The sequence below is a fragment of the Streptomyces sp. NPDC101776 genome, assembly GCF_044766845.1.
Taxonomy (GTDB): Bacteria; Actinomycetota; Actinomycetes; order Streptomycetales; family Streptomycetaceae; genus Streptomyces.
In genome coordinates this window covers 1-26737 of record NZ_JBIWMV010000027.1, presented here as the reverse complement: position 1 = coordinate 26737, position 26737 = coordinate 1, and the positions used below count along the sequence as shown (strand labels likewise).

21 protein-coding genes are annotated in these 26737 nt (G+C 68.0%); 12 read left to right on the top strand and 9 right to left on the bottom strand.

The window, feature by feature from the left end; all coding sequences use genetic code 11:
* Positions 1-320 precede the first annotated feature (320 nt).
* From ACIRRY_RS45945 to ACIRRY_RS45925, 5 genes are all read left to right on the top strand, one after another.
* The gene (locus ACIRRY_RS45945) at positions 321-923 is read left to right on the top strand and encodes a cupin domain-containing protein (protein WP_403985348.1); all 603 of its coding nucleotides are present in this window, start codon (positions 321-323) and stop codon (positions 921-923) included.
* Positions 924-947: 24 nt separating this feature from the next.
* Complete coding sequence (locus tag ACIRRY_RS45940; protein WP_403985346.1) at positions 948-1514, top strand: NADPH-dependent FMN reductase; 567 nt, start codon at positions 948-950, stop codon at positions 1512-1514.
* A gap of 644 nt (positions 1515-2158) precedes the next feature.
* Positions 2159-3244 carry a CaiB/BaiF CoA transferase family protein gene (locus tag ACIRRY_RS45935; protein WP_403985344.1) on the top strand — a complete coding sequence of 362 codons (1086 nt, stop codon included), beginning with the start codon at positions 2159-2161 and terminating at the stop codon, positions 3242-3244.
* Between the two features lie 33 nt (positions 3245-3277).
* A complete protein-coding gene (cimA, locus tag ACIRRY_RS45930) occupies positions 3278-4894 on the top strand; it encodes a citramalate synthase (protein WP_403985501.1) in 1617 nt (538 codons plus the stop codon).
* Positions 4891-5229 carry a hypothetical protein gene (locus tag ACIRRY_RS45925; protein WP_403985342.1) on the top strand — a complete coding sequence of 113 codons (339 nt, stop codon included), beginning with the start codon at positions 4891-4893 and terminating at the stop codon, positions 5227-5229. The genes cimA and ACIRRY_RS45925 overlap by 4 nt, the downstream gene beginning before the upstream one ends.
* A 331-nt stretch (positions 5230-5560) precedes the next feature.
* On the opposite strand, the gene ACIRRY_RS45920 is transcribed toward ACIRRY_RS45925, so the two are convergent.
* Complete coding sequence (locus ACIRRY_RS45920) at positions 5561-6244, bottom strand: hypothetical protein (RefSeq protein ID WP_403985340.1); 684 nt, start codon at positions 6242-6244, stop codon at positions 5561-5563.
* Positions 6245-6673: 429 nt separating this feature from the next.
* On the opposite strand from ACIRRY_RS45920, the gene ACIRRY_RS45915 reads away from it, so the two are divergent.
* Together ACIRRY_RS45915 and ACIRRY_RS45910 are read left to right on the top strand one after the other, a co-directional pair.
* The gene (locus ACIRRY_RS45915; protein ID WP_403985338.1) at positions 6674-7897 is read left to right on the top strand and encodes an AAA family ATPase; all 1224 of its coding nucleotides are present in this window, start codon (positions 6674-6676) and stop codon (positions 7895-7897) included.
* Positions 7894-8511, top strand: a complete 618-nt coding sequence (locus tag ACIRRY_RS45910) for a DUF4276 family protein (protein WP_403985336.1) — start codon at positions 7894-7896, stop codon at positions 8509-8511. Before ACIRRY_RS45915 ends, ACIRRY_RS45910 begins: the two co-directional genes overlap by 4 nt.
* A gap of 264 nt (positions 8512-8775) precedes the next feature.
* Here the strand turns inward: ACIRRY_RS45910 and ACIRRY_RS45905 are convergent, their stop codons facing one another.
* The 4 genes from ACIRRY_RS45905 to ACIRRY_RS45890 all read right to left on the bottom strand — a co-directional run bounded on the left by ACIRRY_RS45905 (position 8776) and on the right by ACIRRY_RS45890 (position 10463).
* The gene (locus ACIRRY_RS45905; protein WP_403985334.1) at positions 8776-9153 is read right to left on the bottom strand and encodes a toxin Doc; all 378 of its coding nucleotides are present in this window, start codon (positions 9151-9153) and stop codon (positions 8776-8778) included.
* Positions 9154-9156: 3 nt separating this feature from the next.
* Positions 9157-9408: a hypothetical protein gene (locus ACIRRY_RS45900; protein WP_403985332.1), complete on the bottom strand. Its 252-nt coding sequence runs from the start codon at positions 9406-9408 to the stop codon at positions 9157-9159.
* A 164-nt stretch (positions 9409-9572) separates the two neighbouring features.
* The gene (locus tag ACIRRY_RS45895; RefSeq protein ID WP_403985330.1) at positions 9573-9806 is read right to left on the bottom strand and encodes a hypothetical protein; all 234 of its coding nucleotides are present in this window, start codon (positions 9804-9806) and stop codon (positions 9573-9575) included.
* 66 nt (positions 9807-9872) lie between these two features.
* A complete protein-coding gene (locus tag ACIRRY_RS45890; RefSeq protein ID WP_403985328.1) occupies positions 9873-10463 on the bottom strand; it encodes a TetR family transcriptional regulator in 591 nt (196 codons plus the stop codon).
* 135 nt (positions 10464-10598) lie between these two features.
* Here ACIRRY_RS45890 and ACIRRY_RS45885 point away from each other — a divergent pair, with 135 nt between their 5' ends.
* Positions 10599-11387 (top strand): SDR family NAD(P)-dependent oxidoreductase, encoded by a 789-nt coding sequence (locus ACIRRY_RS45885; protein WP_403985499.1) that lies wholly within the window; start codon positions 10599-10601, stop codon positions 11385-11387.
* Between the two features lie 18 nt (positions 11388-11405).
* On the opposite strand, the gene ACIRRY_RS45880 is transcribed toward ACIRRY_RS45885, so the two are convergent.
* Both ACIRRY_RS45880 and ACIRRY_RS45875 read right to left on the bottom strand, forming a co-directional pair.
* The gene (locus ACIRRY_RS45880; protein ID WP_403985326.1) at positions 11406-11816 is read right to left on the bottom strand and encodes a hypothetical protein; all 411 of its coding nucleotides are present in this window, start codon (positions 11814-11816) and stop codon (positions 11406-11408) included.
* Positions 11817-11872: 56 nt separating this feature from the next.
* Positions 11873-12247: a MerR family transcriptional regulator gene (locus ACIRRY_RS45875; RefSeq protein ID WP_403985324.1), complete on the bottom strand. Its 375-nt coding sequence runs from the start codon at positions 12245-12247 to the stop codon at positions 11873-11875.
* 159 nt (positions 12248-12406) lie between these two features.
* On the opposite strand from ACIRRY_RS45875, the gene ACIRRY_RS45870 reads away from it, so the two are divergent.
* Positions 12407-12757, top strand: a complete 351-nt coding sequence (locus ACIRRY_RS45870; protein WP_055612311.1) for a putative quinol monooxygenase — start codon at positions 12407-12409, stop codon at positions 12755-12757.
* Between the two features lie 138 nt (positions 12758-12895).
* Here ACIRRY_RS45870 and ACIRRY_RS45865 read toward each other — a convergent pair whose 3' ends face one another.
* Entirely contained in the window at positions 12896-14170 is a 1275-nt protein-coding gene (locus tag ACIRRY_RS45865) for an IS701 family transposase (protein WP_403985322.1), read from the bottom strand.
* Positions 14171-15141: 971 nt separating this feature from the next.
* Between ACIRRY_RS45865 and ACIRRY_RS45860 the strand changes: the two genes are divergently transcribed.
* From ACIRRY_RS45860 to ACIRRY_RS45850, 3 genes are all read left to right on the top strand, one after another.
* The gene (locus tag ACIRRY_RS45860; RefSeq protein ID WP_403985320.1) at positions 15142-18840 is read left to right on the top strand and encodes a LamG-like jellyroll fold domain-containing protein; all 3699 of its coding nucleotides are present in this window, start codon (positions 15142-15144) and stop codon (positions 18838-18840) included.
* A 154-nt stretch (positions 18841-18994) separates the two neighbouring features.
* A complete protein-coding gene (locus ACIRRY_RS45855) occupies positions 18995-25993 on the top strand; it encodes a polymorphic toxin-type HINT domain-containing protein (RefSeq protein WP_403985318.1) in 6999 nt (2332 codons plus the stop codon).
* Complete coding sequence (locus ACIRRY_RS45850) at positions 25993-26394, top strand: hypothetical protein (protein WP_403985316.1); 402 nt, start codon at positions 25993-25995, stop codon at positions 26392-26394. Before ACIRRY_RS45855 ends, ACIRRY_RS45850 begins: the two co-directional genes overlap by 1 nt.
* A 102-nt stretch (positions 26395-26496) precedes the next feature.
* Here the strand turns inward: ACIRRY_RS45850 and ACIRRY_RS45845 are convergent.
* Positions 26497-26737 (bottom strand): transposase (locus tag ACIRRY_RS45845; RefSeq protein ID WP_403985314.1); only part of this gene is annotated, 241 nt, incomplete at its 5' end.

Genomic DNA, 26737 nt, shown 5'->3' with positions numbered 1-26737 from the left:
CGCCCCGGCGGAGGAAGAACACAGAGCCGCTCAAGCCCCGCCGCAGCCCGCCCCGCACCACGCCCGCGCCCCCCACCACCCCCGCTCGAACCACCCCGCCGCCACCCCGCCGCAGGGACACCGCGAACACACCGGTCCTCCCGCCCCGCCCCAGGTGGGAGCACATCCGGGACCGCTCCCGCCCGCCGGCCCCGCCCCCGCCGCAATCCGGCACGCAGCTCGGCGCGGGCGTTCAACTGCGGCCGCCGCGTCCGCACTCGGACGCGGGCAGCGCCGGTTAGATCGGCGCAGCGTTCACAGGCCACCACGGAGAGGACACCATGACGCACATCGTCCACCCTGAGGACCGGCCCGAGGGCCGCCGCGGATTCGAGATCGTGCTGTCCACCACCATGACCGACGGGGCGGCGTCGCTGGTGGAGACGGAACAGGGCCCGGCCTGGTCGGGGCCGCCCCTGCACACCCACGCGCAGTCCACGGAAACCTACTTCGTCGTCTCGGGACGGCTGATCGTCGCCCTCGACGACGAGGTGGTGGAACTGGGCCCCAGCTCCATGGCCCACATCACCAGCGGCACCCGGCACACCTGGGCGACACCGCCCGGCGAGGGCGCCCGCTTCCTGACCCTGCACATGCCCGGCGGCTACGAGAACTACCACCCCACCGCGCTGCAGGCGGAGAAGGACAACGGCGGTCCGCTCACCCAGGAAGACCTGTTCAAGATCGCGGCCCGGTTCGACTGGCGCCCGGCCGGCGAGCGGCCGCTGCGCCTGACCCCCGACGGCCGTCTGGTCCCCGCGGCCCAGGCCGACGACGAGGCCGCCGCCCTGCGCGAGGCCTGGCTCACGGCCAACGACCGCCAGGACGAGGTCCGGCCCATCCACGAGGACGGCTTCTACGAGAAGGCCGGCCAGAAAGCCTGAAGCCCGGATACGGAAAGGCACCCCGTGAGCGAACTGAAGATCGCCATCATCCTCGGCAGCACCCGCCCCGGCCGCAACGGCAAGGCCGTGGCCGACTGGGTCCTGGACCGCGCCGGTGCCCGCACCGCCGCCGAGTACGAACTCGTCGACCTCGCCGACTACCCCCTGCCGCTGCTGGACGAGCCCGTCCCGCCCTCCCGCGGCCGCCCCTACCGCAACGACCACACCAGGGCATGGGCGGCGAAGATAGCCGAGTTCGACGGATACGTCTTCGTCACCCCCGAGTACAACCACTCCACCTCCGGCGTCCTGAAGAACGCGATCGACTACCTGCACCGGGAGTGGGCCGACAAGGCCGCCGCATTCGTCTCCTACGGAACCCTCGGCGGAACCCGGGCCGTGGAACACCTGCGGGCCATCGCCAGCGAACTCCGACTGGCCCATGTACGCCAGCAGCTGTCCTTCTCGATGTTCACCGACTTCGAGGACTTCTCCCTCTTCAAGCCCGGCGCCCAGCACGACACCGCCGCGACCGCCCTGTTCGACCAGCTGGAATCCTGGACCCGCGCCCTCAGGACCGTCCGGACCTGACCGCCCCCTTCCCGGCACCAGCCCCCGGCTGCCCCGGTGAGAACTCCCGCACCGCCGCCGCCCCCGGCCCCGCCGGGACCGGCGGCGGTGCGGTGACCCGGCCACCGCCGGCCCACGGCCGGGCCGTCCTGCCCCAGCGGCCCCGGCCGGCCGTCCGGCAGGACGTGCACGGCCCGCGGGAGCGGCGGACGAGCCAGGGAGAGCACACCGCAACGGCACCCGCGACCCCGCAGACCGCACCCCTGATCGCCGTCCACCACGAGGCAGCGGCGGCACCCGCCGGACTCCACCCCGGCCCGATGACCCGGGGGAGTGCGCACCGCAGTTCTCCGGCCCGCTCCCGCACGCCACGGCCGCCCGGCGACCACCGGCGACACCACGGCCGCCACCGGACCGGGGCAGTGCCCGAGAGGCCCGGGCGACGCGAAGCGGCCGGCACGAGCCCGCCGAGCCCGCCCGGAAGACACGGAAGACCCGGAAGGCCCGGGCAGTGGAACGCCACCCGCAGGCTGATCCCGGCGCCGTCCACACAAACGTCCGCCCCCGGGCCTCCACGCCACCGCCCCCCGGCACGGCCGGCCCATGAGCCCGCGCTGGAGCCCCACTCCAGACACCCTCGAGCAGCCCCGGCAAACCTGGGACCCATGGACGACGCCACGGGCACCGGCCCGCTGTCCGGCATGCGAGTCGTGGAACTGGCCGCGATCGGCCCGGTGCCCCACGCCTGCATGATGCTGGCCGACCTGGGAGCCGAGGTGATCCGGGTGGACCGGCCCGACAGCACCCGCGCCTACGCCACCTGGCACCGGATACTGGACCGCGGACGGCACTCCGTGACACTGGACCTGAAAACCCCTCACGGAGTGGCCGGACTACTGCGGCTGGCACAGGACGCGGACGTCCTGGTCGAAGGATTCCGCCCCGGCGTCGCCGAACGCCTCGGCATCGGACCCGACATCTGCCGCGCCCGACACCCGGGCCTGGTCTACGCCCGCATGACCGGCTGGGGACAGAGCGGACCCCTCGCACAACACCCCGGCCACGACATCAACTACATCGCCCTGAGCGGCGCGCTGCACGCCATCGGTGAGCCCGGCGGCCCGCCCGTGGCACCCCTCAACCTCCTCGGCGACTTCGCGGGCGGAGGAATGCTCCTGGTCTGCGGCATCCTCGCCGCCCTCTGGGAACGGCAGCGCTCCGGACTCGGCCAGACCGTCGACACGGCGATCGTCGACGGCACCGCCTCACTCCTCGCCATGCTCCTCGCCATGACCTCCGGCGGGTCCTGGCACGAGCGGCGGGGCCACAACCTGCTGGACGGCGGGGCACCCTTCTACACGGTGTACGCCTGCGCCGACGGCCGGCACATCGCGGTGGGCGCACTCGAGGAGCAGTTCTACACCGCGCTGCTGCAGGGACTGGGACTCGACCCCTCCACCCTGCCCCACCGCGACGACCCCGCCAACTGGCCCGCGCTGAAAGCCGCGTTCGCCGCACGCTTCAGCCGCCGCACACGAGACGACTGGGCAGCACACTTCGAGAACACCGAAGCATGCGTGACACCGGTACTCAGCCTCACCGAAGCCCCCGCCCATCCACACCTGCGGGCCCGGGGCACCTACACCGAAACCGGCCCCGCCCCCGCCCCACGCTTCGACCGCACCCCCGCCGCCCCACCACCCCCGCCGGACCCCGGCCGGCCACCGCACCAGGCCGCCGCCCGACCGTGACGCCCCGATGAGACACCCAGGAAGGTCACCGTGATGGCCCCACAAGGCTTCCAGCTCTACGACACCACCCTGCGGGACGGCACCCAGCAGGAGGGACTGGTCCTGACGGTCGACGACAAACTCGCCGTCGCACGCCACCTCGACACCTTCGGCGTCGGATTCATCGAGGGCGGCTGGCCCGGCGCCGTACCCAAGGACACCGAATTCTTCCGCCGCGCCCGTACCGAACTCACCCTGCACAGCGCGGAGTTGACCGCATTCGGAGCGACACGCCGGCCCGGCACGGCAGTCTCCACCGACCCACAGGTACGAGCCCTCCTCGAATCCGGCGCCCCCGTGATCACCCTCGTCGCCAAGACCGACGTCCGCCACGTCGAACTCGCGCTGCGCACCACCCTCGCCGAAAACCTCGCCATGATCACCAGCACCGTCCGCCACCTCGTCCACGCCGGCCGGCGCGTCTTCATCGACGCCGAGCACTACTTCGACGGATACCGCGCCAACCGCGCCTACGCCCTCGAATGCGTCCACGCGGCCGCGGAAGCCGGCGCCGAAACCATCGTCCTGTGCGACACTAACGGCGGATCACTGCCCGACCGGATCCGCGACACCGTGACCGACACCCTCACCACAACCGGCGCCCGACTCGGCATCCACTGCCACAACGACACCGGCTGCGCCGTCGCCAACACACTCGCCGCCATCGACGCGGGAGCCACCCACGCCCAGGGCACCGCCCACGGCTACGGCGAACGCTGCGGCAACGCCGACCTCTTCACCATCGCCGCCAACCTCATCCTCAAACGCGGCCTGAACGTCCTGCCCGCAGACCGACTGACCACCATGGCCGAAACCGGCCGCGCCATCGGCGAACTCACCGCACAGCCCGCCCACCCGGCCACCCCCTACATCGGCCGGTCCGCCTTCACCCACAAAGCCGGCCTGCACGCCTCCGCACTGCGCATCGACCCCGACCTCTACCAGCACACCGACCCGGCCACCACCGGCAACCGCATGCGCACCCTCGTCTCCGACATGGGCGGCCGCTCCTCCATCGAACTCAAAGCCCGCGAACTCGGCTACACCGTCACCGCCGGATCCGAACCGGTGGCACGAGCCGCCGCACGCATCAAAAAACTCGAGAACCTCGGCTACAGCTTCGAGTCCGCCGACGCCTCCTTCGAACTGCTCCTGCGCGAAGAACTCTCCGCCGGCACAGCCGGCCCGCACCCCTTCACCACCGACTCCTGGCAGATCACCGTCGAACAACACTCGGGCACCACCATCAGCAGAGCCCGCATACGACTGCACGTCCCCGGCACCACCCCGATCACCGCCACCGCGGAAGGCAGCGGACCCGTCAACGCACTGGACTGCGCCCTCCACCAGGCCCTCGACACCCTCTTCCCGAGCCTGGCCGGACTCGAACTCACCGACTACCAGGTGCGCGTGCCCACCAGCCGGCGAGGCAGCGCCGCCCCCACCCGGGTCCTGGCCACCTTCTTCGACGGCGAACGCTCCTGGAGCACCGTCGGCGTCGACGAAAACCTGATCACCGCCTCCTGGCAAGCACTCCAGGAAGCATTCCGCTACACACTCCGCGACATCACCAGCCCCGTCACGGCCATGCCGGTCCCCTCCGGACCATGACCGGCACCGCAAAGCCCGACGCCGACATGGCAACCCGCCCGGCCGGCACCGTCTCCCGCCGCGCAGCCTCCGCGGCCCCGCCCGCGACCTGCGCCACGCCCAGCCCCGCGCCCTGCCGCCGAACCGAGGCCCGGACCAGATCCTCCACACCCCACATCACGCGCCCCCTGCGCCGCCCACTCCAGACCCGGGCCGGCCACCTGTGCGCGGCGTTCCGGGCTCGGCTTCCCGGCCCGGCGGCGGGTGTTGCCGAGGAACGCCCCGAGCCTGACCAGCACGCCGCCGACGGTCTCACCACGGGCGCGCCGGTCGCGGGCGGCCCTCCCGGGAGGTGAACGGGCGGGCAGCAGCGAGATGGGCGCTCCACCAGTCCCAACAGCGTCCTGCTCTTCCTCAGCACCTTGGCCGGTCTCCGCGCTGCTCGGTGGCAGCCATGCAGCATGGCCGTCGTGGCACCGCCTCGTCGGCGCCGGCACGCACGGAACGCAAAGGGGCCGCGGTGGTGGGGTGGTGGTGCATCCTGTGTCCCATCTGGCGGAACGGGACGAGGCTGACGGAACGGGCACCATAGACTCGGTCCCCGCCTGAGGCCCGGAGACCAAGCGGGTGTCGTCATCAGGAAGGAATCAGTGCGGTGAGTACAACGGCGCAAAGCGACGCCCCGATCTACGAACGGCTCCTACGCGAACGTGGTGATGTTGCCGCCGATGCGCGCAAGACGGCAGAGACGGCCTGGCGAGAGGTCGGCCGGGCCATGGACTTTCGTCTCCCGCACACGAACGCCACGCACGACGACAGCCCCCGTTGACCGTCGTGTGATTCCGATCGCTGGACTTCCCGCGACTGCTCAGGGTCTACGAGCCGCCGGTAGTGGTGTTCCAGAAGGAGAAACCGCAGCCGAGCCAGTTGCAAGCCCTGCTTCAAGGGCATGCCGGTTTCTTCCACGCACGTGCACCTGCCCGTCGCATCAGTGCTTCTGTGGCCCTGCCCCGCCAGCAAAGGGTGTACGAGCCGGACGTATCCGGCTTGCCCCGACAGTGACTTTCTGAGTTGGGTGAGGGTGCGGGCGCTGTAGGAGATTTTTCCGCGGACCTCGATGACCCCGGCAGCCAGTGCCAGCTGCCCCACGCTCACGGTGAAGCCGACAGTTTCTGTTTCGGTGCCGACGGCGCAGTCCACATAGCCCTCTCTGACGTCGAGTCCGGCGCTGTACTCGACGCCGCCGCCCGTGTACGTCGACACCGGCAGGACGTTCTCCGTCTCGACCGGACCGGCCAGATACAGAGAACCTGCCGCCCCTGCGTAAGCCGCTCGTACTTCTTCGAAGAAGATTTTCGACGATGGGGCCATGCGGTCCTCCTCTGCCTCTGCAGTCTTCCGCCGGCCAAGGGCGGGTCGGACCTCGTCAGCGGGTGCTGCCTACTGCTCGGTGCACGTCACATGCGCGGCGTCTTGCCCTCACCCTGGTGTGCGGCCTTCGGTCCCGTCGGCCGGGCTGTTACTCGAAACGTCCGCAGTCATCCGGATAGGGTGACCGATTGTGGATCACAGCAGGCAACGTACGGCGAGTAGCACGTACCTCACACACTTCACCCAAGCAGTGCCCCCGGCAACGCCCAAAGCCCGCGCCGGTGACATCAGGCGACCGGAGGCTGCTTCGACGAGCCGTACTGCCTCAAGCCGTCAGAAGCGGTTTTCTGCCGCGGGCACCGTGAGAACGTCACTGCTTGCCGCGGTTTCCCACCGGAGTCCGCAACCCGTCCCGACCAGGGCACTGTCATGACCGTCGAACACCAGCCCCCCTCCGCGTTCCTCACTCGGCTGCAGATCGGGAACTACCGCTCCATCGGCGGCTGCGACGTACGCCTTGGCCCTCTGACCGTCCTGGCCGGCCCGAACGCCGCAGGCAAGTCGAACTTCCTCGACGCTCTGAGGTTCGTCCGCGATGCTGTGCGAACCTCGCCTGCACGTGCACTCGAACCACGCGGCGGCCTCGATGAAGTCCTGCACCGCGACGGAGCCGGCCGGCAGGCACAGTCCTTCCACATTCACATGGAAGTCCGTGCACACGACGACCGCACCCCCTTCGATGCGGCCTATACAGTGGAGATCGGCACCGACCCGCAGCGCGACCCCTCCCTGCCGGTGGTGCGCAAGGACGAACTCGTCATCAACGGAACTCTGGTCAGCGAGCCGTTCCCCCCCGACCCGTCCGGGGACGAGCCCGTCTTCCGGGACGACTTCCTCTTGCCAGCCCGTGTCAGCCGCTCCAACCGTGAGGCGCGTGCGCTCGCCCGCTCCCTGGGCCGTATGCGCTTCTACGAGTTCCTGACGCCGGCCCTGCGGGACGTCGACGACACCTCGAGCAGTACGAGCGGACAACTGCTCGGCGAGCGCGGAAGCCATCTGGCCCGCGTGCTCACCAAGATGAGCAAGCAGTATCCCTGGGCCAAGGAGGCCGTGGACGGCTACCTCTCCACCATGATCGACAACGCCGTCGCGGTGGACGGTGTCGAGGTGTCCGAAGCCAGCCTCGCCTATGTCGTCGGCCGCTTCCTCCAGGCGGACGGACACGAAACCAGGGTCGACCGTCGGTCGCTGTCGGAGGGGACCCTCCGCCTCACTGCGGTCCTGGCTGCGCTGTTCCAGCCGCTGGCGCTGGAGGGCGACATCCCGCTCGTCGGGATCGAAGAACCAGAGATCTCTTTGCACCCCCCGATGCTCGGCGCCCTCTACGACGCCCTGGTAGCCGCTTCCCGTAATACCCAGGTGATCGTCACTACACAGAGCGCGGACCTCCTGGACAACGCGGCCGCCGATCCCGACCATCTGCTGATCGTCCGGGACGGCGGAACAGGAACCGTGATCGGGCCGATCGACGGCTCAGGGCGCCGCCTCCTCGCCGACGGCGTGCTGACGCTGCCGGAACTCCTGCGCAGTGGAGAGATGCGTCCTGCAACTGCTTCGGGACCAGGGCAGAGGGAAGAGGGCGAGCAGCGGTGAACAGCCCCTGCCCGGTCATCGCCTCGATTGTCGAGGGACACGGGGAAGAGAGAGCCCTGCACGGGCTGCTGAACCGCCTTGTCCCTCACCTGCTGCCCGGCATGTACGCAGCCATCCAGCGTCCTCACCGCCTCCCTCGGGACCGGATGCTCAAAAAGAACCACCTCGAGCACGCCCTGACTATCGTCATGGCGCGTTCTCCCCGGCCGACCGGGGTCCTGGCTCTGCTGGACTCGGACGATGACTGCCCCGTCGAGCTGGCCCGGATCCTGCATGAGCACGCACAAGCCACTCACCACAACGTCCCGCTGGTCGCAGTCGCGGCAGTCCGTGAATTCGAAGCCTGGTTCCTCGCCGGCGCGGCCAGCCTGGCCGGCCGCGCCGGACTGCCGCACGACCTCCAGCCGCCACCGCGTCCAGAGAGCATCCGGGGCGCCAAGGAGTGGCTCTCACGGCAGATGCCACCGGGCGCGACGTACCAGGAGACCGCACACCAGCCGTCCTTCGCAGCACAGTTCGACCTGGACGCCGCGCGCGCCGCAGCGCCCTCCTTCGACAAATTCTGCCGTGACGTGAAATTCCTCGTCACCGGAGAACGCGAACGGCACGACTGACCTCGCCGGACGGGTGGGTGTTGATCCATGAGAGGCCGCCGGGTGACCTTCCACTGCAGACCGCTCCTGGGGCCACTTCTGACGAACACTCAAGAGGCCGTCAGTTCGGCGAACATGTGGACACGCGTTCCGAGTTGGGTGCGGACGATCCGCACCCTTCCGGCTTCGTGTTCGACCTGAGCGGTGCCTTCGTATGGTTCGGGCAGCTCCATGCCCGTCAGTCTCCGGCGCCCGCGCGGCTGCGGCGACTCGGCGGCAGGACTGTCAGAGACGCCAGGACCGGATCCGGTCGGCGGCGCCGAACACCGTGTCCTTACCGCTGATCAGGTCCTTGCACAGTTCGACGAGTTCGCCGTAGGGGGCGTCGAGCCCCTCGCTGCTGGCGTGCATGTAAGCGATGGTGACAGCACATGCGAACCTTACGTTCAAAGCGGGGAGCGGCCTGAGCAGCAGCAAGGTGTGCAGCAGCGCCGCCGCCCGCCAGGACGCGTCGGGATCGACACCGAGGCGGGGCGGGTCGACACGATGGCGCGCCACGGCGGCCACGAGCGCCGAGAAGTCGCTGATGTGGGGCTGGGCGGGGAGGGCCGTCTCGTGCTGCTGCAGGAGCCAGCGCACGTCGATGTGCAGGGGGGCGGCCATTGCTCAGGCAGCCCTGCCCGCCGTGTTCGCCACTGGACCGTCGTCGATGCCCGCCGCTGCGATGGCATCGGCCAACCCCGGGTCCGCGAAGACTCTCTGGAACTCGGCCGCCGCCTCCTTCAGGCTCCGCTGGTGGGCGATGGCGTCGGTGGTCGAAGCCCTCACGAAGGCCTTCAGCGTCATGCCATGGTCCTGGGCGGCCGCCCGGAGGTCCACGAGCTCCGAGTCGGAGAATTCCACGTTGAGTGCTGCCATGCCATCAGCGTACTGCCGAGGTACCCAGAGCTCAATCATCCCAGCTCAAAGCAGTAGGCCCGGGTACCCGCAGACCGCCGTGCACCGTAAGGTGGTGCGGTGTGCACCTCGACCGCTCCAAGACCTCCGGCAGAGTCAAGCTGAGAGCTGATGCCGGTAACAGGTCAGCAGGGGAGTGTGAGGATGACGGAGCGGTTGTGCTTGGCGGGTTCCGGGAGCAGGGTGCCGTCGGCGTCCAGGACGGTGTGTACTGAGTCGGTGTCGAGCATGGGTGACTCCTGGCGCAGCACCAGACCGATATCCCGGCAGACCTCCCTGGTGCGGATTTGGATGATGACATCGCGGTCTCGGGCGATGTCGAGGGCGTGGGCGAGGTCGCCGTCGAGGGCGCACCACACAGGTTTTATCTCAAGCTGAGGGTCCCGGACACGCTGACCGCGTACGTCCTTCCGCCAGGACGAGGGTCAAAGAGCTGCACCGCTCGCCGACGTTCCGAAGCCGGCGCCTGCGCGGATCAGGCATTGTTCGAGGAGTTGGAGGTACCGGTCGTACGGCTCGTCGGGGCCCCACATCTGGTAGGCCGTCCTGTTGGCGGACACGGCTATGTTGAGCTGCAGGTTCGCAGTGAGTTCGTCTTCGTCGCCGTCCCGCGAGAGGGCCCATGCATGCAAGTCCTCGAGGAACTGCTCTCCGAGTTCTCGCGTGGATTGCGCCAGGGTGGGCGATCGGGCTTTGAGGCGGCGCTGTAGCGGCATGAGTGAACCGTGCTGTTCGGCGAATGTCATCAGGATCGTGCTCAAGGCGGCCCACAGCGGTTCATTGTCAGGGCGTGCCGCGATGAGGGCGCTCCAGGCGTGGTGCTCCTCGGGGTCGCGGTCGAAGACCACGGCCTCTTTGCTGGCGAAGTAGTTGAAGAACGTGGCGCGGGAGACGTTGGCGGCGGCGGCAACCTGGTCCACGGTCACGGTCTCGAAGCCTCGCTCATTGAATAGCTCCAGTGCCGCTGTCCGGATGGCGCGCCAGGCTTCCAGCTTCTTTCGTTCCCGCAGGCCCATGCCGCCAGCATACATTCCTGGCCTGAGGCCGATATTGGACTCAGTCTATTAATCGTTTAGCATCGCTTGCAGGCGGACGGTCAGGGCCTGCGCCCGGCTGCATCCGCACCGCGAAAGAACACAGGAGTAACGCTGATGTCATCACTCGCACTGATCACCGGTGCGTCCTCGGGAATCGGCCGGGCATTCGCCGAGCGTCTCGCTATGGACGGCTACGGTGTGATCACCGTCGCACGGCGGCGGGACCGGCTCGAAGCGCTCGCGGCGTCTCTGCCTGTCGGCGCGGTGCAGGTCGTGACCGCCGACCTTTCCACTGATCAGGGCATCGACGCCGTGGCCGATGTGTGCGCAGACCAGCCTCTGACCATGCTCGTCAACAACGCCGGCGTCTCCCATTACATGCCGATGGCGAAGCTCCCCGCCGCGAAGGCACGGGAGCTGGTGCAGGTCAAGGTGGCCGCGCCGACGATGCTCACGCGCGCGGCGCTGCCCGGCATGCTCGCTCGCGGCGCGGGAACGGTGGTGAACGTCGCCGGCATGCTCGCCTTCTCAGGCCCTGCACCGATGTCGGAAGCACAACGCCGAGCCGGTCGCGCCGTCTACACGGGCACGCTCGCCCACGCGGTCGCCACGTCGCAGGCGCTGCACGCCGAGTTGGAGGGAACCGGCGTCACGGTGCACGCCGTCTGCCCCGGTGTCGTGGCCACCGAATTCCACGAGGTCCAGGGCATCGATCTCTCTGCCGTCCCGCGTATGTCAGCCGATGACGTTGTCAACGCCACACTGGCCGGCATCGAGCTCGGTGAAGTCGTCATCGCCCCCGGCGTGGAAAGCCGCAGCCTCCTCGAAGCGGTGTTCAGTGCGGACCTCGCCACGTTCGCCGGCCAGAGCCCCCAACTCGCGTCCCGCTACCAAGCCGGCTAAGAACTCCTAACGAAATGATCATCGGAGTAGTTGGATTACCCCGGGAGCGTTGAGCGGGGGTGCGGAGGGGCTCGGCCGAAGCCGTGGGAAGTCGAAGACGAGGGTGCCGATCGCGGACCGGTTGCCCTTGCCGACGATCAGGTCGCCCTCCCAACTGCCCGCTGTCTGGCGGTCGTTGAGCTCGTCTGGGCGGTGGCTGATCGGGGTGCCGGGGTCGATGAACCGGGTGGCGCGCTCGTCGGGCCGGCGGCGTCGCCGGCGAGCGGGCCAGCCGGTGCGCAGGAGGCCGGGGGTGCGTTCCAGGCCGCCGCGGTGCGGCGGATAGACGGCCTGGTAGACGGTCTCGCGCGGCCCTCGAACCGGCCCAGCGTGCGCATCAAATGCGCCTCGGTGTCGAACTCCGCCCAGCCGAAGTCCGAGAACAGCCACTCCTCGGCGTCCTCGGCCTGGGCACCGGGCCAAGGCGTGCGCGTGCTGGTCGAGCCTCAGACCCCCGCGGCCTCGCCGGCCGGCCGTGTCGCGCCGGACTCGGCGGCGGCGAGGACAGAGTCCAGTCGGGCTCGCGTGGTGGCAAGGTCCCGCATGTGATCGTCGAGGCGGTCCCGCTCCGCACGAAGCCGGGCAATCATCTCCGGGCCGGCGATACCGGTGTGCACGCACGGCAGGAACTCCACGATCGTCCGGCTGCTCAGCCCGGCAGCGTAGAGGAGCTGGATCCACCGCACTCGCTCGACCGTGTCCGGGGAGTAGAGGCGCTGCCCGCCCGCGCTGCGGCTCGACGCGATGAGCTGCTGCTGCTCGTAGTAGCGCAGCGCCCGCGTGCTCACTCCCGCGGCCGATGCCACCTCGCCGATACGCATCCCGTCGCTCCCTCTGCTCCACATGCCGCTGGGTCCCGGTTGCTGCCGGGCCGTCCCGGGGTTCGTCACCCGACTTGCCTTTGACGTTAACGTCAACTTTTACACTCCGACAGCCGGCCATCAAAACCGGCGGAACCGACCATGACGGAGTAGGACCTCATGAGCACTGACGACACGACACCCGACGGCCTCATCCCCGCCGCCATCCTCGCCTCGGACACACCGGTCGCGGTATATGGATACGCCCGGGCCAAGGCGGGCGGGGAGGGCCGGATGCTGGGCGAGATCCAGGCGATCATCGGCCTCACCCGCAAGGAGGACGGATGCGAGCAGTACGTGGTGCACACCACGCCGGACCAGCCGGGCGCCTTCGCCTTCTACGAGCGCTGGTCCTCCGGCGCCCACCTGCTGGCGCACGTTTCGCAGCCGTTCATGCAGACGTACTTCGCCGCCATCGCGGGCCTGGTCGAGGGGGAACTGGAGGCCCACTGGCTGCACCCCCTCTCCTGACCCACGGCACACGGCCGGCCCCGCGCCACGCGGGGCTAGTAGGACTCCGTTAGGTTGCTCTGGCTCTGGGGTTCTGGCTGGTGGCGGATGTTGCGGGCAGGGGGCGGTGGCAGGTGGTGCAGGTGCCGGTCCAGCAGTTCAGCAGGTCCTGGATGGTGTCGAGGGTCTGGTAGAGGGTGAGTCCGGTGTATCGGCTTTTGGGGACAGGCGCTGTTCGGTGAGGAAGGCGTGGGCGGCGGTGACGAGGGTGACGTGGTGGTGCCAGCCGGTCCAGGAGCGGCCCTCGAAGTGGTCCAGGCCGAGGCCGTGTTTGAGTTCGCGGTAGTCGTGTTCGATGCGCCAGCGGATCTTCGCGAGGCGGACCAGCTCAGCCGGCGGGGTGTCGGCGGGCAGGTTGGACAGCCAGTAGTCGGTGGGTGCTGCGGCGCCGTCGGGCCATTCGGCCAGCAGCGTGACCTCGGGCAGGACGCCGTCCCAGCTGTCTGAGCCGGTGGCGGCGGCCTGGGCGAGGCGCCGGGACTTGACCCCGGCAGGCCGCACCCGCAGCGCCAGAAAGCGTGAGCGCATCACTCCGCGGGAGCCTTCCCGCCAGGTCACCTCGGTGAACGCCTGCCGCCCGTGGCCGGCCGCCAGCGCGGCGACCGAGAACGGCTTGTCGCGGTAGCGGGGCTGCGGCTTGCGGCCGTTGCCGGACCAGGCGGGGGCCGTGGGCACTGCCTCGTGCGGGTGGACGGTCACGTCGGAGCGGATCGCCACCGCGTAGTTGATGCCGCGCTGTTCCAGGCCGTCGCGGAAGTCGGCGTTCTGTCCGTAGCCGGCGTCTGCCACCACCGCCGGCGGCACCAGACCCCATCCGGCCAGCTCATCGATGGTGTCCAGGGCCAGGCGCCACTTCTCCCGGTGCCCGGTCTCCTCGGGGATCTCTGTCTTGCGCCGGCGGAGCGGATCGTCGGCCCACTCCTGGGGCACGAACAGGCGCCACTGCAGGGGACAGGACGCGGTGTCGGAGACCGCGTGGACGCTCACCGCGACCTGGCAGTTGGCCTGCTTGCCCAAGGCTCCGCAGTACTGGTGGGCGACCGCCACCGACATCTTCCCGTCCTTGGGGAACGACACGTCATCGACCGCCCAGGCATCCGGACTGACCTGGGGCACCATCCGCTGCGCGATCCGCCGTCTCACCGGCACCGGATCCCAGGTCGACTGGTTCACGAACTGCTGCAGGTTCTGCTCGTTGCCGTCTGGCAGCCGTTCCGCCATCGGCTGGATCGCCTTACGCCGCCCGTCCAGCATCAGCCCCCGCAGATAGCAGTCGCCCTTGGCCCGCTGATCCTTCCGCGGCACCGACGCGAACACATCAGCCACGAATAACGCCAACTTCGCCCGAGCACGGTTCACTTCATGTGCGTCCACACACCCACCATGCCGCTGAACACGACCGACGCAAAGACCTAACGGAGTCCTACTAGCCGACAGCTGCGTGATCGGTGAGCTGAATCTGTCGGGCAACAAACACGGGCCCCTGCATGCCCAGGCATCAGCGGCCGCTCACCTTCACGCGGACCATGTGGGCTCTATCCGTCCTCGGTATCGGCTCAGAGGGCGAGGGCGACGGTGATCGGCCGGGCGAGCTGCTGAGTGAGCGCGTCGCGCTCGGTGGCGTCGATGCCCAGGTCCCAGCGCATCTTGTCGGCGATCCAGCCGGTGTCGTACTGGCACCGGTAGCCCGCGTACGCGGGCAGCCATTCGCCGGGGCCCGGCCCGGTGAGTCGGTCTGCAGGGCGCGGGCGTAGGGCAGTGCGGTGGCCAGGCGGCTGTCGGCGGCCTGTACGGCCAGCATCACGAGCTCCACAAAGTGCGCGATCGCGGGACATCGTCTCGAGGGCAAGAAGGCTGTGACTTTCCTGTGCTTCTACCGATCCTCCTTTGCCTTTTCTTTCACTTTCCGAAGGTGGCATATCAGCCAAGGCCCCGGAGGTAGCGCGCGAGGATCAGGCGCCGCTTCTCGCATGATCCCGAAACCGTGCGCAGGCGGGATGAGGGGGAGCCCTGAGCGCACAAAAATCCCCAATCTTGGCTGACACCTCAAATATTGACCTAACTCCGGGTGTCCAGTGTCGAGTCAGGGTGGATAGCCGGAGGGGCTCTTCCTGAAGATCACTATTTTTACGTTTCCTGCACATTCAGGTGTGGCTGGATCCTGCGGTTCTTCGCTGTATATGCCATTGACCACCTGTGTTGCGTGCGGTTCTGATGAGGCGGCCGTAAGGGCGAGGTAAGAACTGCGTGAACGGGTGGGGTGGGGGATGGGGTTCTCTTGGCGTGCGCGCTCGGCAGTTGGCGCGCGTAGACGTGTGGTCTCGCTGGCCGCAATTGCCGCGTTGATGGCTGCTCTGCCGACACTGGCGATACCGGCGACCGGAGCGCACGCGGACGACGCCACGGCCTCGGATCAGGCGACGCCGGAGGCGCGGGCGGATGCGGAGAAGGCGGCGGAGACGGGGGAGCAGGTCGAGGTCGTGGGTGAACGCACGCCCTACACCACGACGTTCGCGAATCCGGACGGGGTGACGTTCACGCTGAAGGATTCCGCCGTGCCGGTGCGGACGCGCCAGGCTGATGGTTCCTGGGCGCAGCCGGACGCGACGCTGGAGGAGAGGTCGGACGGCACGGTCGGGCCGAAGGCGTCGGTCGCCAAGATTTCCTTCTCCGGCGGTGGGGACGGTGCCGACCTGGTGAAGCTGTCCCTCAACGGGCGTTCGCTGACGGTGGGTTGGCCTGGCACGTTGCCGAAGCCGGCGTTGGACGGTTTTTCGGCGGTGTACGGAGATGTCTTGCCGGGTGTGGATCTGCGGATGACCGCCACTACCGAGGGCTACCGCGAGGTGCTGGTCGTCACTTCGGCGTCGGCTGCTGCGAACCCGGAGCTGAAGGAACTCTCGTTCCCTGTGCGGGCCGACGGGCTGTCCCTGCAGGGCGGCGGGGGCGGCGGCCTGTCCGCGGTTGATGACGACGGCAACACCGTCTTCCGTGCTCCGGCCGCCCAGCAGTGGGATTCGTCCGGCGACACCACCAGCGCCGCATCTGCCTCGCCCGCAGCCTCCACCCAGTCGGCGTCCCGGAGCTCGTTCACCACAACGGCGCGCGACAGCGTCGCTGCGGGGAGCACGGGCGATGACGGTGAGACGTCACCGGACCCGGCCGAGGGGCCCAGTGACGGGGACACCTCCACCCGTCTTCCGGTCACTGCGGAGCAGGGCACGATCAAGGTGACTCCGGATGCGTCGATGCTCGCCGACGACGCGGCTGTCTTTCCGCAGTACATCGACCCGGATGTCGGCATGACGGCCTCCGAGCGGACCCTGCTGTCCTCGGACGGCGACACGTTCTACAACTTCTCCGGCGGGGACGACGGCAAGGGCGTCGGCTACTGCGGCACCTACGTCACCGGCGGTGTCGGGTACTACTGCGGCTCCGGCTACAGGAACCGCATGTACTTCGAGTTCTCGCCGGCGAAGCTGGCGGGGAAGCACGTTCTGGACGCCACGTTCGCCATCTCGGAGAAGTGGTCGATGTCCTGCACCCCCTCCTGGGTGGACCTGACCCGGACGGGCAACATCTCCTCCTCGACCAACTGGCCGGGCCCGACGGCGAACTGGGACCTGATGGTCGACCGGAACGTGTCCGCGGGACGAGGGTCCGCCTGCGATCCCAGCCAGCCCGCGGCCCACATCGAGTTCAACGACAGCCCCACGGAGACGAACGAGAACCTCACCTCCACGGTGACGAAGTTCGCCAACGGCGACTTCTCCCGTCTGACGCTGATGCTCAAGGCGCACGACGAGACCGATCCCAACGGATGGAAGCGGTTCGACGACAACGCCGAACTCGACGTGACGTATGTCGGTATCCCGGCGAAGCCCACGAAGATCGGTCTGGTCGTCGGGTACGCTACCGGGACCGCTGTCGCCTGCGAGACCAAGCAGTCGGACCCGTTGGTGGTGTCCGAGACGAAGCCGTTGCTCCAGTCGACGCCGCAGACGGCAGCAGGCGGCGAGTCGGGCGCCTCGCTGAAGGCCGTCTACAGCGTGGACAAGTACACGGCGAGCAGCGGCACATGGTCGACCGTCTTCGAGACCGCTTATCCCACCAGCGGGTACGTGGGTGACAACGTTTCGCCGGGCAGCGTGCAGACGTCGGCGCTGACCGAGGGAACCTTGTACCGGTACCGGTCCTGGACGCGGTCGTACTACAACAGCGGAGGCGACTACCTGGCCGGCCCGTCCAACGCGGCGTCGGGGGCCTGGTGCTATTTCAAGGTGGACCCGACCCGTCCCAAGGCGCCAGGGATTGCCCTGGCGAGCCCGTACTCGGCGTGCACCACGGCCTCCTGCACCGCCGCGGGAGGCCCGGGCACACCGGTGACGTTCACTTTCACGCCTGCCACCGGTGACACCACGAACACCGCCTACGAGTACAAGACGACGTCCTCGGCCGCGTGGTCGGCGCCGGTCACCGGCTCGACCGTTACGGCCACGTTCACCCCGCCCACCTCCGGCACCTTCAGCGTGTTCGTACGTGCCAGGGACTCGATCGAGTACGGGGCCCAGAGTGCCGTCGATTTCCTGGTCGCGGAGGGTCCCGGCGCGATCGGGCAGTGGCATTTCGACGAGGCGAGCGGCGCTGCGCTGGACACGTCCACGACGGTGGCGGCGGAGCAGGACAACGCGACGCTCTCCTCGTCCGGCGCTGCCCGGGACGGGCGCGGCCGCAGGGGTGTGCTGACGCATGACGCCACCGGGGCCGAGCTGGCGACGCCGGTCACGGACACGGGTCTGACGGTGGACGGCTCGGCAGGATACGCGGCGACGTCGGGTCCGGTGGTGGAGTCCCGGTCGTCGTACACGGTCGAGGCATGGGCCCGGATGGCCGCCGCCCCGACCCACAACTACGTGCTGCTCTCCCAGACCGGCAGCGGAAGCACCCAGCCCGGTTTCGCGATCTATTACTCCACCTCCTACGGCAAGTGGATCTTCAACTGGCACTGGACCGATTCGGCCGGCACCGCGCACTTCGTGCGCTCGTTCGCGGATACGGCCTCGCCTCCGGTGAAGGTGTGGACGCATCTGGCCGGCGTGTACGACGCGAATGCGGGCACGATCCAGCTCTACGTCAACGGCAGGGCGCAGGGCAGTCCGCAGGCGCTGCCGGGCGGGGAGCCGGAGGCGGACACCGGCCTGCTGGAGTTTGGCCGCGGAAACGGCACCACCGCGGGCACGTTCACGGACTATTTCAACGGGCAGATCGACGAGGCCACCGTCTGGCAGCGGGCTCTGTCCGCGCAGGAAGTGTCCACGAAGGCACGGCTGCTGACCGCCGACACATATGCGGCCACCGAACTCGTGGCCGACTGGGACCCTTCAGCGGCGACCGGGACGGCCGTGCCCGACGCCACCTCCGGTTACGGCACGTCCCTGACCCTGTCGGGCGGCGCGTCACTGGACGGCACAGGGATTGTTCTGGACGGCACCGATGACGCGGCGTCTGCGCCGGGGCCGCTGGTGGACGAGACCGGGTCCTTCACCGCGACCACCGCGGTGCAGTTGAACAGCGCCGCGCTTGCGGCGAAACCGGTGGGCTACATGGGGCAGGTCCTGGGTCAGCGCAGTGCGGACGGCTCCGCCTGGGGGCTGTGGTTCGAGCTGACAGGAACCGACACCGATCCCGAGACCGACTCCACCGTCCCTGTCGGGCTGTGGCACTTCGGCCGGCTCAACACCGACGGCAGCTTCACCGGAGTGGTCTCCGACGATGTCGCAAACCTGGGGAGCGCGGTGCGCCTGACGGGTGTGTTCGACGCCCAGGCCGGCTCAACGGGTGAGGTCAGTCTCTATGTGGGTGATGCGCAGAACGGTGACGCCACCGCCTACACGGCGACGGCGGGAACGGGTGACTTCGTCCTCGGCAAGGCGTACGTGAACTCCGTCTGGGGCCACTATCTGCCCGCGACGGTCAGCGACATCCGGGTGTGGGCCGGCGCCATGGCCAGCCAGCAACAGATCGTCGAAACAGTCGGGGACTGATCGCCCCTCTCCCTGGCGAGGCGGCACCTGCTGCCGCCTCGCCCGAGCAAGTCCCGCGCTTCCTTTGTTGATGACTTCTGACGTGTGAGGGGTTGTTGTCGTGAGTGCCGCCAGTGGTGCGAGACGCCGTAGACACCGAGTGGTCAGAGTTGCCGTGACACTCGCGCTGGCCGTGGCCGGTCTGACTCCCGTGGCCGCCCAAGCCGCCACCTCCACCAAGCAGTTGGTACCCGCCGTGCCAAAGCAGCGGTCGGACACGGTGGAGGCGGTTGACGGCCTGGGTGCGAAGAAGGCCAGGGCGCGGGTGGCCGCGGAAAAGGCCGCCAACAAGAAGCAGACGCAGGACGCCCTCGCGGAGCAGGAAGCGACCTGGCCCAAAGCTGCCACCGACGCCGGGTCGATGCCCGTTTCCGGCACGGTCCGGCTGACTGCTGGTGGTCTGCCCGTCTCCGTTCACCATTCCACGGGGACCAAGGCTGCTTCCGGGACCGTCAACGTCCAGGTCCTCGGCCGCAAGGCCGCGACCGCTGCCGGGGTCAAAGGCGTCCTGTTGAGCGCGAGCGCGACCAACAGCGGCAACGCCGACGTCAGCATCGACTACAGCGCCTTCGCCTCGGCCTACGGAGGCGACTGGGCAGGACGCCTGCGTCTTGTCACCCTGCCCGCCTGCGCCCTGACCACCCCGGAAAAGGCTGCCTGCCGAATCCAGACACCGCTGGATTCCCACAACAGTGTCACCGGCCAGACCGTCTCCGCCACGGTCTCACTCGGCCTGCCGGCCGTGAGCGCATCTGACGCGCGGGCCTCCCGGTCGAGCATCCGGTCGGCCCCGCTCGCGGCTGAGACGGCATCAGCAACCGTGCTGGCGCTGGCAGCAACCTCAGGTGAGTCGGCGTCCGGGTCGGGCAACTATTCAGCCTCGCCCCTGTCCTCGTCGTCGAGTTGGCAGGCCGGTGGTTCCTCCGGCGCGTTCACCTGGAGCTATCCGCTGTCCACACCGCCCGCGGCGGCAGGTCCGGCACCTTCCCTCTCCTTGGGCTACGACTCCGGCAGCACCGACGGCAAGACGGCGTCCACCAACAACCAGTCCACCCAGGTCGGTGAGGGCTTCGGCCTGAGCGAGTCGTCGTACATCGAGCGGTCGTACGCATCCTGTGACGACGACGGCCAGACGGACAAGCACGACGAGTGCTGGAAGTACGACAACGCTTCCCTCGTCCTCAACGGCAAGTCCACCGAACTGGTCAAGAACGACGCCGACGGGGCCTGGCACCTCAAGGACGACGACGCCTCCACCGTCACCCACTTCACCGGCGCCGACAACGACGACGACGGTGAGACCGGGATCGACGGCAAGGGCGAGTTCTGGATCGTCACCACCGGCGACGGCACCCAGTACAAGTTCGGGCTCAACAAACTCCCCGGCGCCGACACCCAGCGCACCAACTCGGTGTGGACCGTCCCGGTCTTCGGCGACGACTCCGGCGAGCCCGGCTACGACCAGGGGTCCAGCTTCGCCGACCGTTCGTTCAACCAGGCCTGGCGCTGGAACCTCGACTATGTCGTCGATCTGCACGGCAACGCCATGTCGTACTGGTACACGGCCGAGACGAACTATTACCCCAAGAACGGGGCCTCGACCGCCAACACCAAGTACACGCGTGGCGGACACCTGGACAAGATCCTCTACGGGCAGCGTGCGAGCACCCTGTTCACCGGGACCGACTCGGACGAGGTGACGTTCTCCTACGACGAACGCTGCACCGCCTCGGACTGCTCCTCGCTGACCGACTCGACGTCGGACAACTGGCCGGACGTGCCGTACGACACCATCTGCGCCAGCGGGGACGACGACTGCAACACCGACAGCCCGTCGTTCTTCACCCGCAAACGCCTCACCAGCATCGACACGTTCGCCTACTCGGCCACGGCCTCGAAGCTCGCTGCGGTGGACTCCTGGGCACTGACCCAGGAGTTCAAGGACGGCCAGGACATCGATGACACCTCCGACCAGACCCTGGTGCTCTCCTCGATCCAGCACACCGGCAAGAACGGCACCGCCATCACGCTGGATCCGGTCACCTTCACCTACCAACTGCGGCCCAACCGGGTGGACTCCACCTCCGACGACATCCTGAAACTCAGCATGCCGCGTATCTCCACCATCACTTCGGAAACCGGCGGCATCACCACGGTGACCCTGTCCGACCCGGAGTGTGTACGCGGCTCGAACATGCCCTCGTCCGAGGACAACGACACCCTGAGTTGCTACCCCACGTACTGGCACATCAACGGTGCTGTCGAATCCTTGATCGACTGGTTCCACAAGTACCGGGTCACCGCCGTGCTCAGCACCGACCCGCTCGGTTTCGGCCAAGGCGTTCAGAACTCCTACAGCTACTCCGACCCGGCCTGGCACTACAACTTCGACCCGCTGGTCCCGGCCGACGAGCGGACCTGGTCGCAGTGGCGGGGCTACGGCAAGGTCACCACAACCACCGGCGCCGCCGGATCCACCCAGTCCAAGAGCGTCAGCCTGTACATGCAGGGCATGGACGGCGACAAGCAGTCCAACGGCACCACCGCCTCCGCCACCCGCACCGGCCTCGACGTCTCGGGCCTGGACGTCGCCGATATCACCGACAGCGACCAGTACGCCGGAACCCTGCGTGAGCAGGTCACCTACAACGGCGCTGCTCCGGTCACGGTGACGGTCGACTCCCCCTGGTCCAAGCTGACCTCCAGCCAACAGAAGTCCTACGCCAGCATCAAGGCGTACTACGTCCGTACCGGCCAGAGCTCCGCCTCCACCTACCTCACGGCCTCCGCCACCTGGCGCACCCGCACCACCAGCACCACCTACGACGACTACGGCATGGCCACCCAGGTCAACGACACCGGCCAGACCGGCGTCAGCGGCGACAACACCTGCACCCGCACCTGGTACGCCCGCAACACCGGCATCGGCCTGACCAACCTCGTCTCGCGCACCCGAGCCGTGGGCCAGGACTGCTCCGTCGCCGAAACCGACCTGACGCTGCCGACCTCCTCGGCCTCCCGCGGCGATGTGCTCTCCGACGCCGCCACGGTCTACGACAACACCTCGGCAACCGCCTGGTCCGCCACCCAGACCCCGACCCTCGGTGAGGCGACGTGGACCGGACGGGCCGTCGCCTACCCGGCCGCGGTCACCAACGGCGAGCGTTCCCCGAGTACTTGGCAGACCGTTGCGAAGACCACCTTTGACGACAGCGGAGGCACGGTCGGCCTCGGCCGTCGGCTGACCGTCACCGACACCGCTGGCAACACCACCGCGACCGCCTACACACCCACCGACTCGGGCCCGCTGACCAAGACGAAGGTCACCAACGCCAAGTCGCAGACCACCTACACGTACACCGACTACGCCTCGGGCCTGCCCACCAAGGTCTACGACGTCAACAACAAGATCACCGAGACCAGTTACGACGCACTGGGCCGCAAGACCGCGACCTGGCTGTCCAACCGCTCCCACTCCGGGAACCAGACCCCGAACTACACCTACGCCTACAGCGTCACCAACGACGCCCTGTCATGGGAGTCGACCTCGACCCTGAAGGCCGACGGAACCAGCTACAACACCACGTACTCCATCTTCGACTCCCTCCTGCGGCCCCTGCAGACGCAGTCCCCGACCCCCGAGGGCGGACGTCTGCTCACCGACACCCGCTACGACAGCCGGGGCCTGGCCTACGAGACCTTCGCGGACGTCTACGACTCCGCCAACCTTCCCAGCGGTGCCTACGCACGGGCGGCATCCGGAGGCGCGCCCAAGCAGACGGAGACCGTCTTCGACGGCGCGGGACGGGCCACCACCAGCAGCCTGTACGTGATCGGTGTCAAGAAGTGGACCACAAGCACCAGTTACACCGGTGACTCCACCGCGACGACCGCGCTGAACGGCGGCTCGGCGACCCGCACGATCACCGACATCTTCGGCAACACCGTCGAGAAGCGGGCCTATGCGGGAACCGACCCCGCAGACGCCGCCTACGGCACCGGGCCCGGAGCCACGTACACGTCCACCAAGTACAAGAACACCCTGGACGGCAAGCCCTCCACAGTCACCGGACCCGACGGCGCCCAATGGTCGTACGTGTACGACCTGTTCGGCAGGCAGACCTCGGCCACCGACCCGGACGTGGGCAGCACGACCACCACCTACACGGCCCTGGACCAGACCGACACCACCACCGACAACCGCGGCACCCAACTGCTGTACGGCTACGACGTGCTGGGCCGCAAGACCGACCAGTGGCAGACGGCGAAGACCGACGCGAACAAGCTGGCCCACTGGGACTACGACACCCTCGCCAAGGGGCAACTGGACGACTCGATCAGCTACGTCGGCGGCACCACCGGCAGTGCCTACACCCGCAAGGTCACCGCCTACGACAGCCTCTACCACGCCACCGCCAGCCAACTGACCCTGCCCACCAGCGACCCACTCGTCGCCTCCGGTGCGGTTGCCTCGGCGACCCTGGCCACCACCTCGTACTACAACATCAACGGCACCCAGCAGTACTACACCGAGCCCGCCGCGGGCGGCCTCAGCAGCGAGATCGTGGACTACGAGTACAACGGCCTCGGTCAGGTCACCGACGTCGGGGGCGCCACCGGCTACCTCCTGGCAGCCGACTACAACGCGCTCGGCCAGGCCAACCAGTACACGCTGGGCACCTCCGAGGACTCCACCGCCAAGAAGGCGTACATCACCAACACCTACGAGCAGGGCACCGACCGGCTCACCCGCAGCCTCACCACCGACGCCACCCGCAGTGTCCAGGACCTGAGCTTCACCTACGACGACGCCGGCGATGTCACCTCGGCCTTCGACACCGCCAACCTCTCCGGCACCGGCGCGACCGACTACCAGTGCTTCACCTACGACGGCTACCAGCGCCTCACCGACGCCTGGACCCCGTCCACCGCCTCCTGCGCCACCACCGGCCGCACCACCACCAACCTCGGCGGAGCCTCCCCCTACTGGACCACCTACGGATACACCAGCAGCGGCCTGCGCACGACGGAAAGAACGCAGACCGCCACCGCAGACTCCTCCCGCACCTACTGCTACAGCGCCACCACTCCCCACCAGCTCACCGCGACCACCGCCGCAACCTCCTGCACCGGCGTGAGCGCCACCTACGCCTACGACAAGTCCGGTGACACGACCACCCGTCCCAACGGCGCCGACACCCAGGCGCTGACCTGGAATGCCACCAGGAATCTCGACACGGTCACCGAAAAGTCCAGCACCGGCACCACCAAGAGCACGACCAGCCACGTTTATGACGCCGACGGCAATCTCCTCATCCGCCGCAACACCAGCGGCGAGACCGTCCTCTACCTGGGCGCCACCGAGGTCCACCTGGACACCTCGACCTCGACGGCCAAGTACTGGGCCCAGCGCTACTACAGCGCCGGAAGCACCGCCATCGCCCTGCGCACCAACAAGACCGGCACGCAAACCCTCTCCTACCTCTCCGGTGACCCGCACGGCACGTCCACGGTCAGCCTTGACGCCACGACCCAGGCCGTCACCAAGCGCTACCTGACCCCGTTCGGAGCCGCACGCACCGGCGGCACCGGCGTCTGGGCCGACGACAAAGCCTTCCTCGGCAAGACCACCGACGCCACCAGCGGCCTCACCTACATCGGTGCCCGCGAATACGACTCCGCCACCGGCCGCTTCCTCAGCGTCGACCCGGTTCTCGACACCGGTGACGCCCAGTCCCTCAACGGCTACACCTACGCCGACAACAACCCCATCAGCCACTCCGACCCCACCGGCCTGTGGATCGACGACGGAACCGGCCACAACGAGCCACGCCCCGGCGGCGGCGGGGGAGGCCAGAGCGAAACCCCAGGCGTCCCGGCAGGCGGAACAGGCGCAGGCGGCTGTTACCACACGTGCGGCACCGTCTCCACGAACAGTCAGGGGAACGTCAACGGAGGCGGCGGTGGCGTCTCGGGCTGGGTCAGTGATGTCGCCAAGACCTTCGTAGGCCAGGCCAAATCGACCGTCGTCACCATCTTCCAAGCCCCCGTTCAGCAGTTCCTCGCCGACAAGAACTGCTTGTTCGACGGCGATGGCTGCACAGACCTGCTCACCCAGCTGCTCATGGGCTCCAATCCGGCTCTCGCCGGGGCGGCAGCGGTGACATCGCGCGGCGAGGAGATTTACGGCGACTACGCGGCTGGCAAGAGCGCCGAAGGCACCGGAAAGCTGCTCTTCGACATAGCCCTCCTCCTGGGAACACGAGGCGCCGGCGCCGAGGCCGAGGGCGAAGTCGGTGCCAGCAAAGCGGTGCTGTGCAGTTTCACCCCCTCCACTCCGGTCCTGATGGCCGACGGCAAGACCAAGCCCATCGGCGACATCAAGAGCGGCGACCAGGTCGAGGCCGCCGACCCCGCCAACGGCAAACACCAGGGCCTCCATACGGTCACGGCCACTCACGTCAACCACGACTACGACCTCGTCGACCTCAAGATCCAACTGGCCGACGGCAAGACGGAAACCCTTCACACCACGTCCAAGCACCCCTTCTGGGACGACACCCTCCACACCTGGGTCCCCGCTGGCCAACTCCTCGCAGGCCACGCCCTCAACACCGCTGACGACCGCCACGTCCACGTCACCGTCGTCACCCCGCGACCCGGCGACCGCGACATGTACAACCTCACCGTCGAGGACCTGCACACGTACTATGTACTCGCTGGGGCCACGCCCGTACTGGTTCATAACTGCAATAATGCGGCGACTCATGACGTCGGGAATGTTGTCGATAATCTCGACGACAATGTCTACTTCCATTACACGAGCGAGGGGGGACACGGTGGGATTTTGGCCGATGATGGCAGTCTCAGGATTGGTGCCAACTCCGCCGGCAAGGTCCATGTGACCCAGGAAATTGGAAGCCCGGCGGAGATCGAGCAGAACATCTTCATTGGTAACCCAATGTATGCAGGAAAGGCTGACTACATGTTCGCCTTTCGAATGCCTGAAGGTGTCGAGCTTGGTCCGGGATCCCAGCCGAATGAGCTGATCACAAGAGGCTCGTTGAAGATCCCGGCGGCGAACGTTCTCTTCCATGGAAGGAACCCCTTCTGATGCCAGAACTGGTCGAGTTCGACAACTTTGCCCAGGTAGAGATGCTGCTCCGTGCCGGTATGGAGCTCAAGTTTGAGCTCTCTGATGACGCGGACGTGCTCAATGGGAGTCCGGTCTATGCCTCGGCGCTGAATCACCTTCGCGAAGGTCTGATCTCTGGATTGCGTTCGAGTTCAACGCCAGGGCGAGCACAGAAACAGGCTGACTGGTATCGACTCTCGCAGCACCAGCATCGCTGGCGGATTATTGCGCAAAGAGCTGTCTTGCATCCCCGTTGGCAAGACCTAACCGAGGTCGAAATACGTCACTGGGTCGAAACGCTCGCAGCACCACTCACAGTGGATGATGGGGCGCTGGAAGCCATCAAGGCAGCAGTCAAAAAGATGCTTGATGGTGACTGACGAATATTCTCGCCGATAGCAGTAGAGGCCCCACCGGATCTGTTTCCGGTGGGGCCTCTGGAGGGGTCTGTAAAGCGAGCGGTGTAACTGGGTTCGGTGTGGCTAGAGTTGGCCTGTGGTGAGGCGGCCGTCGAAGGCCAGGTCGAAGGCATTCATGGCGCCCTTCCAGCGCATCGTCCAGCGTTTGCGGCCGGCGCCGGTCGGGTCGAGGCTCATGACCGCCATGTAGACGCACTTGAGGGCGGCCTGCTCCGTGGGGAAGTGCCCGCGGGCGCGGACGGCCTTGCGGATGCGCGCGTTGACGCTCTCGATGCTGTTCGTCGTGCACACAATGCGGCGTATC

Coding starts and splice junctions, on each gene's coding strand:
- ACIRRY_RS45945 (WP_403985348.1), top strand. CDS start 321: ATGACGCACATCGTCCACCCTGAGGACCGGCCCGAGGGCCGCCGCGGA.
- ACIRRY_RS45935 (WP_403985344.1), top strand. CDS start 2,159: ATGGACGACGCCACGGGCACCGGCCCGCTGTCCGGCATGCGAGTCGTG.
- cimA (WP_403985501.1), top strand. CDS start 3,278: ATGGCCCCACAAGGCTTCCAGCTCTACGACACCACCCTGCGGGACGGC.
- ACIRRY_RS45925 (WP_403985342.1), top strand. CDS start 4,891: ATGACCGGCACCGCAAAGCCCGACGCCGACATGGCAACCCGCCCGGCC.
- ACIRRY_RS45920 (WP_403985340.1), bottom strand. CDS start 6,244: ATGGCCCCATCGTCGAAAATCTTCTTCGAAGAAGTACGAGCGGCTTAC.
- ACIRRY_RS45915 (WP_403985338.1), top strand. CDS start 6,674: ATGACCGTCGAACACCAGCCCCCCTCCGCGTTCCTCACTCGGCTGCAG.
- ACIRRY_RS45905 (WP_403985334.1), bottom strand. CDS start 9,153: ATGGCCGCCCCCCTGCACATCGACGTGCGCTGGCTCCTGCAGCAGCAC.
- ACIRRY_RS45900 (WP_403985332.1), bottom strand. CDS start 9,408: ATGGCAGCACTCAACGTGGAATTCTCCGACTCGGAGCTCGTGGACCTC.
- ACIRRY_RS45890 (WP_403985328.1), bottom strand. CDS start 10,463: ATGGGCCTGCGGGAACGAAAGAAGCTGGAAGCCTGGCGCGCCATCCGG.
- ACIRRY_RS45885 (WP_403985499.1), top strand. CDS start 10,599: ATGTCATCACTCGCACTGATCACCGGTGCGTCCTCGGGAATCGGCCGG.
- ACIRRY_RS45875 (WP_403985324.1), bottom strand. CDS start 12,247: ATGCGTATCGGCGAGGTGGCATCGGCCGCGGGAGTGAGCACGCGGGCG.
- ACIRRY_RS45870 (WP_055612311.1), top strand. CDS start 12,407: ATGAGCACTGACGACACGACACCCGACGGCCTCATCCCCGCCGCCATC.
- ACIRRY_RS45860 (WP_403985320.1), top strand. CDS start 15,142: ATGGCTGCTCTGCCGACACTGGCGATACCGGCGACCGGAGCGCACGCG.
- ACIRRY_RS45850 (WP_403985316.1), top strand. CDS start 25,993: ATGCCAGAACTGGTCGAGTTCGACAACTTTGCCCAGGTAGAGATGCTG.